Origin of the sequence: Flexithrix dorotheae DSM 6795 (genome assembly GCF_000379765.1) — a bacterium.
Taxonomy (GTDB): domain Bacteria; phylum Bacteroidota; class Bacteroidia; order Cytophagales; family Flammeovirgaceae; genus Flexithrix; species Flexithrix dorotheae.
In genome coordinates this window covers 145,008-153,529 of the sequence record NZ_KB903441.1, presented here as the reverse complement: position 1 = coordinate 153,529, position 8,522 = coordinate 145,008, and the positions used below count along the sequence as shown (strand labels likewise).

Annotated in this window: 8 protein-coding genes and 1 pseudogene; 5 read left to right on the top strand and 4 right to left on the bottom strand. The window is 36.0% G+C overall.

What is annotated here, in order from left to right:
* A pseudogene (locus A3EM_RS0114940) lies at positions 1-272 on the top strand (hypothetical protein); the annotation flags it as partial.
* A 48-nt stretch (positions 273-320) separates the two neighbouring features.
* Here A3EM_RS0114940 and A3EM_RS47550 read toward each other — a convergent pair.
* Entirely contained in the window at positions 321-470 is a 150-nt protein-coding gene (locus tag A3EM_RS47550) for a hypothetical protein (protein WP_020529030.1), read from the bottom strand.
* 301 nt (positions 471-771) lie between these two features.
* Between A3EM_RS47550 and A3EM_RS0114930 the strand changes: the two genes are divergently transcribed.
* From A3EM_RS0114930 to A3EM_RS0114920, 3 genes are all read left to right on the top strand, one after another.
* Positions 772-1,803, top strand: coding sequence for a sensor histidine kinase (locus tag A3EM_RS0114930; protein ID WP_020529029.1), 1,032 nt, complete (start codon positions 772-774; stop codon positions 1,801-1,803).
* A 105-nt stretch (positions 1,804-1,908) separates the two neighbouring features.
* The gene (locus A3EM_RS0114925; protein WP_020529028.1) at positions 1,909-3,648 is read left to right on the top strand and encodes a GMC oxidoreductase; all 1,740 of its coding nucleotides are present in this window, start codon (positions 1,909-1,911) and stop codon (positions 3,646-3,648) included.
* A 12-nt stretch (positions 3,649-3,660) separates the two neighbouring features.
* A complete protein-coding gene (locus tag A3EM_RS0114920) occupies positions 3,661-4,323 on the top strand; it encodes a gluconate 2-dehydrogenase subunit 3 family protein (protein WP_020529027.1) in 663 nt (220 codons plus the stop codon).
* 15 nt (positions 4,324-4,338) lie between these two features.
* Here A3EM_RS0114920 and A3EM_RS0114915 read toward each other — a convergent pair whose 3' ends face one another.
* The 3 genes from A3EM_RS0114915 to A3EM_RS0114905 all read right to left on the bottom strand — a co-directional run bounded on the left by A3EM_RS0114915 (position 4,339) and on the right by A3EM_RS0114905 (position 6,326).
* Positions 4,339-4,518 (bottom strand): type II toxin-antitoxin system antitoxin, encoded by a 180-nt coding sequence (locus A3EM_RS0114915; protein ID WP_020529026.1) that lies wholly within the window; start codon positions 4,516-4,518, stop codon positions 4,339-4,341.
* A gap of 80 nt (positions 4,519-4,598) precedes the next feature.
* Entirely contained in the window at positions 4,599-5,453 is an 855-nt protein-coding gene (locus A3EM_RS0114910) for an SPFH domain-containing protein (RefSeq protein ID WP_020529025.1), read from the bottom strand.
* A gap of 342 nt (positions 5,454-5,795) precedes the next feature.
* Positions 5,796-6,326: a hypothetical protein gene (locus A3EM_RS0114905; RefSeq protein WP_020529024.1), complete on the bottom strand. Its 531-nt coding sequence runs from the start codon at positions 6,324-6,326 to the stop codon at positions 5,796-5,798.
* A gap of 647 nt (positions 6,327-6,973) precedes the next feature.
* On the opposite strand from A3EM_RS0114905, the gene A3EM_RS0114895 reads away from it, so the two are divergent.
* Positions 6,974-8,098 carry a TerB family tellurite resistance protein gene (locus A3EM_RS0114895; protein WP_020529022.1) on the top strand — a complete coding sequence of 375 codons (1,125 nt, stop codon included), beginning with the start codon at positions 6,974-6,976 and terminating at the stop codon, positions 8,096-8,098.
* Positions 8,099-8,522 lie beyond the last annotated feature (424 nt).

Genomic DNA, 8,522 nt, shown 5'->3' with positions numbered 1-8,522 from the left:
TGTTTTTCCGTTTTATCAAACAAGAACTCAATGTCAGCCACCTAGTATCACTCAATAAAAATGGTATTGAAGTCATCATTTATATGACCCTAATAGTTGCCATGCTCCTGCTTATTTATAAAAAAGCTAATAATATTGGTTATAAAACTGCTAAAAGAAGGTTTAAAACCGAAATAAGAGAACTTGCTATTGCCATTATGATTTATCTAGCTGGAGGTAACCCGGAACGAATCTTTAAAATTAAAAATGGTCGGAATTTCTTCCGACCATGACTGGTAGCATCTACTGCCTTTTTTTATTCACTTGAACCTTTGATTATTTTAAAAACTGATACAGTATTGGTCAGGTAACTCAATCACTACTTTATTTTCGCTTTGTTTTACTGAGAGGTCCCCGGTTAACCATCTGCCCGCATAATGAGTGGCAAAAGTATAGGTTCCACCTACTTCTATCCTTCCTACTGTGGCCATTTTGCCCTGCTTTAAATAACCTAAAAACCGCCACCATCTATCATTTGGAGTTTTATTATAGATAAGTAGAAAGTTTTAATTCAATATCATTAATTCTTTACGAAATCATCTCCAGCACCTGATCATTATTCACACATTTTTGCAACGGATTGGAAGTTAAATTTAATTTTTGTTGTGAATGCAGGCTTATTCTAAAAATTTACCTTAAACCCCATCATTTTCCCTAAATTTGGATTTTTATGTATAACCTTAAAGTAGGAGAGCTTAATCTCTTTACTCACAACCGTTGATAAACGATAAAATGCTATTTAATCCCAAAGCAGTTTCATTCTTACTGGCTTGTTCAATTGCCGGTATCACCGTTGCTTTTTTGTATTTGGTAGAAAAATCCTTTTTACCCCTTATGATCGTGGGGGTTCTGTCTTTTTCTTCTTCCTTTATCCTTACTTATATGACTTTTGAATTTTTAATTTTCAGAGAAATTCAAAAGGTCTATGCCAGCATGGATAAAATTACGCAAAGAGAACTCAGGCAGTTTTCCCACAATACAAATCAGTCCAATAACCCCATTCGGAGGATTAACCATGAGATTATTGCTTATGCCTCTAAGAAAGAAAGGGAAATTGATGAATTGAAAAAGCTTGAAGCTTATAGAAAGGAATTTATAGCCAATATTTCCCATGAGCTTAAAACACCCATTTTTGCTGCACAGGGATATATTCTAACTCTGCTTGACGGTGCCATAGATGATGAAAAGGTAAAGTATAAGTTTCTGAAAAAAGCCGGGAAAAGTCTGAATAACCTGGATGCTGTGGTGCAGGATTTACTTACGCTTTCACAGATAGAGTCAGGAGTAATTAGTATGAAACCTGAAGTGTTTGACCTCCAAAGTTCGGTGCTCGATGTCTATGAGCAATTGGAAAGCAAAGCACATAAAAAAGGGATGAAACTGAAAATAAATGAAATTAATGAAGACGGTGTATATGTTGATGCTGACCCAACCCGTATTATGCAGGTAATGATTAACCTTGTACATAATGCCATAAAGTACGGAAGAGTAAATGGTTGGGTGGAAGTCGGATTTAAGGAAAATGGGGATTTGGTGGATGTCTGGGTACAGGATAATGGTCATGGTATTTCGGAGGAAGATTTAAAACGAATTTTTGAAAGATTTTACAGAGTAGATAAAAGTCGTTCCAGAAAACAGGGTGGAACGGGGCTGGGTTTGTCCATCGTCAAACATATTCTGGAAGGGCATGATACCCATATAGCTGTGGAAAGTGAAATTGGCAAAGGAACCAGGTTTTTCTTTTCACTAAAAAGGGCTGATTAAGGTTAAATATTCAGCTCCTTTTATTTAATCACTGCCATTAATTTGATTTTTGCTTAATCCTTTCTATTTTTCTTTTTGAATTTCTACTCAAATTGAAAAGTAAATATGGAAATAAAGCAACAAGGAAAAGTCTATGATGTGTGTATTGTCGGATCTGGAGCCGGGGGTGGAATGGCTGCTAAGGTACTTACTGAAGCAGGGGCAGATGTAGCCTTATTGGAAGCCGGTCCTCATTTCGATTCGGCAAAAGGGGAGATGTTCAAATGGCCATATCAATCTCCAAGAAGAGGTGCCAATACCCATAGGCCGTTTGGTGAATTTGATGCTGCATTTGGCGGATGGGAACTGAAAGGTGAACCTTATACGAGAGTAAAAGGAACCGAATTTGAATGGTTCCGGTCGAGAATGCTGGGGGGAAGGACAAATCACTGGGGCAGAATCTCCCTTCGTTTTGGTAAAAAAGATTTTAAAAGAAAAAGTATAGATGGACTGGGAGATGACTGGCCTATCACCTATGATGACATTAAACCTTATTATGACAGGGTAGATAAGCTGATTGGTGTGTTTGGGGAAAACTTCGATCCAGCTTTGGGATTAGATAATGAACCAGATGGATTTTTCCTGCCACCTCCAAAACCCCGGCCTTATGAATTAATGGTAAGGGATGCCTGCAAGCCTTTAAAAATTCCTGTAGTTACCGCAAGGAAATCAATCCTTACAAAACCTTTAAATGGTCGGCCTGCCTGTCATTATTGTTCTCAGTGTAACAGAGGGTGTTCCACTTATTCCAATTTTTCCTCTCCACCTGTTTTAATTAATCCGGCTCTTGAAACCGGTAAATTAGATATGGTGGTAAATGCTATGGCCAGAGAAGTGACTACAAATGATGAAGGGTTGGCTACTGGTATCTCCTATGTAAATACGCTGGATGGAAAGGACTATCATGTAAAAGCTAAAATTGTGATTTTGGCGGCAAGCGCATGTGAATCGGCCAGATTGATGTTAAATTCTAAGTCTTCCAGGTTTCCCAATGGTTTAGGTAATTCCAGTAATATGATTGGTAAATATCTCATGGATTCTACAGGAGCTGGTGCTGCGGGAATAATTCCCAAATTGATGGATGGTATTCCCTTCAATGAAGATGGGGTAGGGGGCATGATGATGTATATGCCATGGTGGCTGGATAATGCCAAATTAGACTTCCCAAGAGGATATCATATTGAATTTGGAGGTGGGAGAAGAATGCCGGGATATGGATTTTTTAGTGGAATCCATAATTTCAATGGAAAATTCAAATATCGAAATGGAGCAGAAAGACCAAAAGGAGGTGGAGGTTATGGCGCTCAATTGAAAGAAGATTACAGGATGTTTTACGGTGCCACAATTGGATTTGCCGGGCGAGGGGAGCCGGTGGCTCGTGAGGATAATTATTGTGAAATTGATCCCGGAGTGGTTGATAAATTTGGAATTCCAGTTCTAAGATTTAATTACAAATGGTCGGATTATGAATACCTGCAAGCCAAGCATATGCAGGATACATTTGAGGAAATTATTCATAATCTTGGAGGAATCCCCTTAGGACCAAAACCTGGAAAAGAAGAAGGATATGGCCTTTTGGCTCCGGGAATGATTATTCATGAAGTGGGCACAACCAGGATGGGGAAAGATCCCAAAAAGTCTGTATTAAATGAATATTGCCAGTCTCATGATGTGAAAAATCTTTTTGTAAATGATGGTGGCTCATTCGTCTCGATGGCAGATAAAAATCCAACCTGGACGATACTCGCACTTTCCATGAGAGCAAGTGAATATATTATCGATCAAAAAAAACAAGCCAATTTGTAAATTTTGAAAGTTATGAAGAATAAAATAAACAGAAGGGATACTTTAAAGGCAATAGGATTGGCTTCTCTGGGAGCTACAACATCTGTAATCCCGGGATGTAATACTCCTGAAGAAAAAAAGGCACCTGCTGAGCACGATCATGCCCATAACCACGGTGGAGGGGAAAGTAATATTTCTGAAGAAGATATGGCGTTGATGAAACAGCAGTTTTTTAATGAGCATGAAATGAAAACAATAAAAGTTTTGGGAGATTTGGTTATTCCAGCTGATGAAAAATCAGGCAGCGCCTCCGATGCTGGTTTTCCAGAGTTCCTGGAATTTATGATGAAAGACCAACCACAACATCAGGTGGGGATGCGGGGTGGATTAAACTGGTTGGATAATCAATGCCAAAAAGAATTTGGGAAGAAATTTATTGACTGCACTGAAAACGAGCAAAAATCAATGCTTGATGAAATTGCATACCCTGAAAAAGCCAGACCGGAAAATAGTCAGGGGGTAGCCTGGTTTAATAAATTCAGGGATTTTGTAGCAACCGGATTTTTTACCAGCAAATTAGGAATAGACGATCTTCAATATATGGGAAATGTTGCCACTGTCTGGCAGGGTGCACCTCAGGAGGTTTTGGACAAGCTGGGAGTGAGCTACGATCCTGGAACGGAATATGCCAATTAAGTATTTATAGCAATCTTAATTACCCTTCTCCTCATTTTTCGGCTTTTTGGGTAATCTATTAGCCTCTTTCAATGCCTGATGGATTACCCATTCAATTTGCCCATTGGTACTTCTGAACTCATCAGCAGCCCATTTTTCAATAGCCTCTAATATTTCCTGATTCAATCTCAACGCAAACGGTTTTTTCTTAGCCATCCCTGTAAATATTAGTGCGCAACAGGTTTGAAATATGGGAATATTTCAAATCTGTTGCTATACTCATTAATCAATTAAATTTATTGATGTAGTGTCCCTGTATTAATTACCGGACTTGCATCTTTATCAGAAGTTAATACCACCATTAGGTTACTCACCATGGCCGCTTTCTTTTCTTCGTCCAAATCTATAATTTCTTTTTTACTTAATTCATCTAAAGCCATTTCCACCATTCCTACAGCTCCTTCCACAATTTTTTGTCTGGCAGCAACAATTGCAGTGGCTTGTTGTCTTCTCAACATGGCACCGGCAATTTCAGAAGCATAGGCAAGATAACTTATTCTGGCTTCTATTACATTAATACCGGCTATTTCAAGTCGTTCCCTAAGTTGATCTTCCAGGGCATGATTGACTTCATGTAAGCCGGATCTTAGGGTAATTTCTTTATTATCATCATCCATATTATCATAGGGATATGAACCGGCAAGGTTCCTAACTGCAGCATCACTTTGAATGTTCACAAAATTGGCATAATCATCTACTTCGAAAGCTGCTTTAAAAGTGTTTTTTACCTGCCAAACCAAAATTACTCCTATCATGATAGGATTGCCCAATTTATCATTCACTTTTACAGGTTTGCTATCAAAGTTTCTGGCTCTCAATGAAATAGATTGTCTTGCCAGAAATGGATTGGCCCAATAAAAACCATTTTCTTTAACGGTTCCCTTATAAGCTCCAAACAAAACCAATACTCTGGATCCATTTGGATTAATAAAAAAGAAGCCTTTAAGAAAAACAATAAAAATACCCAACAAAATTAAAAAAACTGGATTTTCTGTTTGAGTGATTCCTACAATAAAGGATACTAGTAATACTATTTCAACAAATACCATTACATATCCTGATATGGGTTTTACTTCAGTTTCGGTTTTCATTATAATTCGATTTAAAGTGATATTAAAATGATATCATAAATATATTAAATTTATACGCATTGTTTCAAAAAAAGTTATTGGATTATTTTAACAAAAGAAAAATGGACAGTGGTTAGGTTGAAAAATCATCCTTAAAATAAACCGTGATGTATTCGTGATTTTGAAAATTATGAGTCGCTTAAGAGGGATTGTTATTACACAGTTTTATGAGTTTTGGTGAAAACCGGAATGAAAAATTTTGAGAGGTATGTAATTAAATAGATAAAGGACAAAAAAAAGCGTTTGTTAAAAATTACATAACAAACGCTTTTTCATGGAACAAGCCAGCAAAGTATTTAGGTATTAATCTTCCCGTCTGATGTCCATTTTTAATTCTTCCAGAAAATCCAGGGCCTCATTTTCTTCTAATTTGAGCTCGTTCATAAGTACATCCAAACAGGCATCTTCACGGCCATTTATTAAAAAGGACAGTACTCTTGTTTCATAGTAAGTTTGAGGTTCGCAAACGTTCAGCTTAAAATCATTTTTACGGACAGGTTGAACTTCGGTAATGGTCCTTGCAATTGCAGGAGGAGTGAAGTCATTTTTGGCTATAATTTTATCGATAAGCCCTTTGGCGTAAGTTTCATTCAGGTCATAATATTCGCTCAACACTTTTACTGCTTTCGTATGTTGTTTGGGTAAAAGCGTAATAAGTTCATCGATAATTAACTGATCAGTATTTTCATCGATACTGGTTTTGGCTATCTTTCTCAATAATTCATTGGCATACTGTATATTACAGCCATTAGCCAAAAGATATTCAATAGCTTTTACACGGTTGTTTCCTGTAAGGAATTGTTTGGCCTTTGAGATTACCTTCCTGTTAAGCATGTTTTAAACTATTTTCAAAAACTAAATAAAAAATTTTTTACCAATGATGGATAACTTTTGTTTTAATTTTTTATGGTATGGAATTAAAAGATTTATCATACCAATTGGGCTATCATTCTAATGGTGAGGACCTTATTCAGATAATCTTTATAGTTTGTTTTGCCCTTAATGTTGGAAATTACCAGGGACTAATTTAGTTCTAGTAAGGAATTGTAAGTAGTTGATTTTATCTGTGAAATGCATCAAAGTAGCATTTTCCGTTTTCTGATAGTTAAATCCGATTTTTGAAGGAAAAGTCAGGATTTAAATTTTGGTTATATAGGTATAAGTTTTTGTACAAATTTCTGAAGTCCAATTAATTAATTAAGATAAAAAAATAATTATAATTTGCCTACCAATTTAATTGAAATTTAACATAAAACTTTCCCTACTTTTTCCAAAGTGTCAATTTTATCTTCAAAAAATCGTTAAAATGGGAATTTTACCACTAAGCTTTTCTTACCTGGCAAGGTGAAATATATGGGATAAATTTTGAATTCCTGTTAAAACTTATCATCACTCTGTGAGAGCCAGTCATGGTTTGTATTGAAAAAGGAAAGGTTTTTTGGTGAATAGTGAGAATCTAATCATTCCAAAAAATAATTCCTATGAATAAAAGAATATCCCGAAACCTTTCCAAAGCAGAGCGCAAAGCCCTCAGACAACAAAGAAGAACAGAAAGAAAAACTGCCCGGCAAGAAAGAAGGCTGGCCAGAAAAAAAAACGGAGGCAAATTGAAAATTGCCCTGAATACGAAAATCAATACTTTTTTCGATAAAGAATTTGAAAAAATTCGGATTGAAAGAGAGGAAAAAGCACTTGCTCAGCCACTATTAAAAAAACATTTGAATGATCTGGTGGGGCAGTATGTACTTAAGGCGGTAATAAATGCTGCGAAATCGGGGGTATTGCCAGGGGTTTTGGGTATGGCCACCTTAATTCCGGAAATTGTAGGCTCGGTAAAAAATCAGCTCAGAATGGTTTACGATATTGGATTAGCCAATGGTTATAAGGGAGATTTCCTTCACAAAGACCTGGTAATTTATGTTTTACTGGAAGCTTTAAGTAAAAAAACGACCGGGATTACTTTATTAGAAGGAAATAAAATGATTGTAAAACCTACCGGGGAAAAAATTCCTGCCACAATCATCAAAATCTTATCGACTATAATTGTAAGGCAGTTGGTAAAATCCATTGTATGCAAATGGTTACCAGGTTTGGGTGGACTGGCAGTAACTGCATGGTCCCAGCACAGTACTAAAAAAGTGGCCAACAAAGCATCAGGTTCATTTTCAAAAGAAATTGAAATAAGTCCGAAAATAGTCACCATTCCTACTTTGGAGCAAATGCTGAAAGCGGAGGAGAACTTAATCAATCAGGAAGATGATGATGCCGACTTCTTAAAACTGATGACTTTAATTTCCCTAATGAAAATGGATGGCAATATTCATATAAATGAGATTGCTTTATTTGAGGAAATTCTGAAAAATTCGGATTTGGATGAGGATGAAAAAGATGAAATAGAGGATAATCTCCATACAGAGGAAATTATTGATTTAGAACTGGATTTTTTTAAAAATAATGATGAGGAAGCTCTTGCACTTATGATGGATTTGGTAGCTTTGGCGAAATCTGATAAGTCGGTCCATTCAAAAGAATCCTCTTTTCTTTTCGAAGTAGCTGAAGAAATAGGATTTAACAGACAGGAATTAATTCAAATCCTTATAAAATAAGAAATTAAAATTTAAAATCCAAATGTTTTAAGAAAGTAATTATCAAATTCATATTAAATCCTTGTTTAAAAAAGTTGAAATTTAAAAATTGATAAAGAATTTGATAATTACTGATAATTATGAAAAAAATTAAATTAATTCATTAAAATATTTGCAATAAAAGCGCCTCGGTTTTACATTTGTATCAATAATTACAAACGATAGTAATTAAAACTACACTGTAGGGTGATGAAACTGGCAGCCATGCCCTCCTCTCTCGGGGGTGGAGATTCCAGGATAAATCCATGAAGAGTTGACAATAATTTAAGTTGTTGCCAACTTCTCATAAGACTAACTGCTCCGTGAAGGTTCGACTCCTTCCCCTACAGCTAATTTCGCAAAAGTGCGGGATTTATTTACTTAATGAAACACTACACTGTAGGGT

What these genes read in the sequence shown, in the direction of transcription:
- A3EM_RS47550 (WP_020529030.1), bottom strand. Translation starts at nt 470, where the DNA reads ATGGCCACAGTAGGAAGGATAGAAGTAGGTGGAACCTATACTTTTGCC.
- A3EM_RS0114930 (WP_020529029.1), top strand. Translation starts at nt 772, where the DNA reads ATGCTATTTAATCCCAAAGCAGTTTCATTCTTACTGGCTTGTTCAATT.
- A3EM_RS0114925 (WP_020529028.1), top strand. Translation starts at nt 1,909, where the DNA reads ATGGAAATAAAGCAACAAGGAAAAGTCTATGATGTGTGTATTGTCGGA.
- A3EM_RS0114920 (WP_020529027.1), top strand. Translation starts at nt 3,661, where the DNA reads ATGAAGAATAAAATAAACAGAAGGGATACTTTAAAGGCAATAGGATTG.
- A3EM_RS0114915 (WP_020529026.1), bottom strand. Translation starts at nt 4,518, where the DNA reads ATGGCTAAGAAAAAACCGTTTGCGTTGAGATTGAATCAGGAAATATTA.
- A3EM_RS0114910 (WP_020529025.1), bottom strand. Translation starts at nt 5,453, where the DNA reads ATGAAAACCGAAACTGAAGTAAAACCCATATCAGGATATGTAATGGTA.
- A3EM_RS0114905 (WP_020529024.1), bottom strand. Translation starts at nt 6,326, where the DNA reads ATGCTTAACAGGAAGGTAATCTCAAAGGCCAAACAATTCCTTACAGGA.
- A3EM_RS0114895 (WP_020529022.1), top strand. Translation starts at nt 6,974, where the DNA reads ATGAATAAAAGAATATCCCGAAACCTTTCCAAAGCAGAGCGCAAAGCC.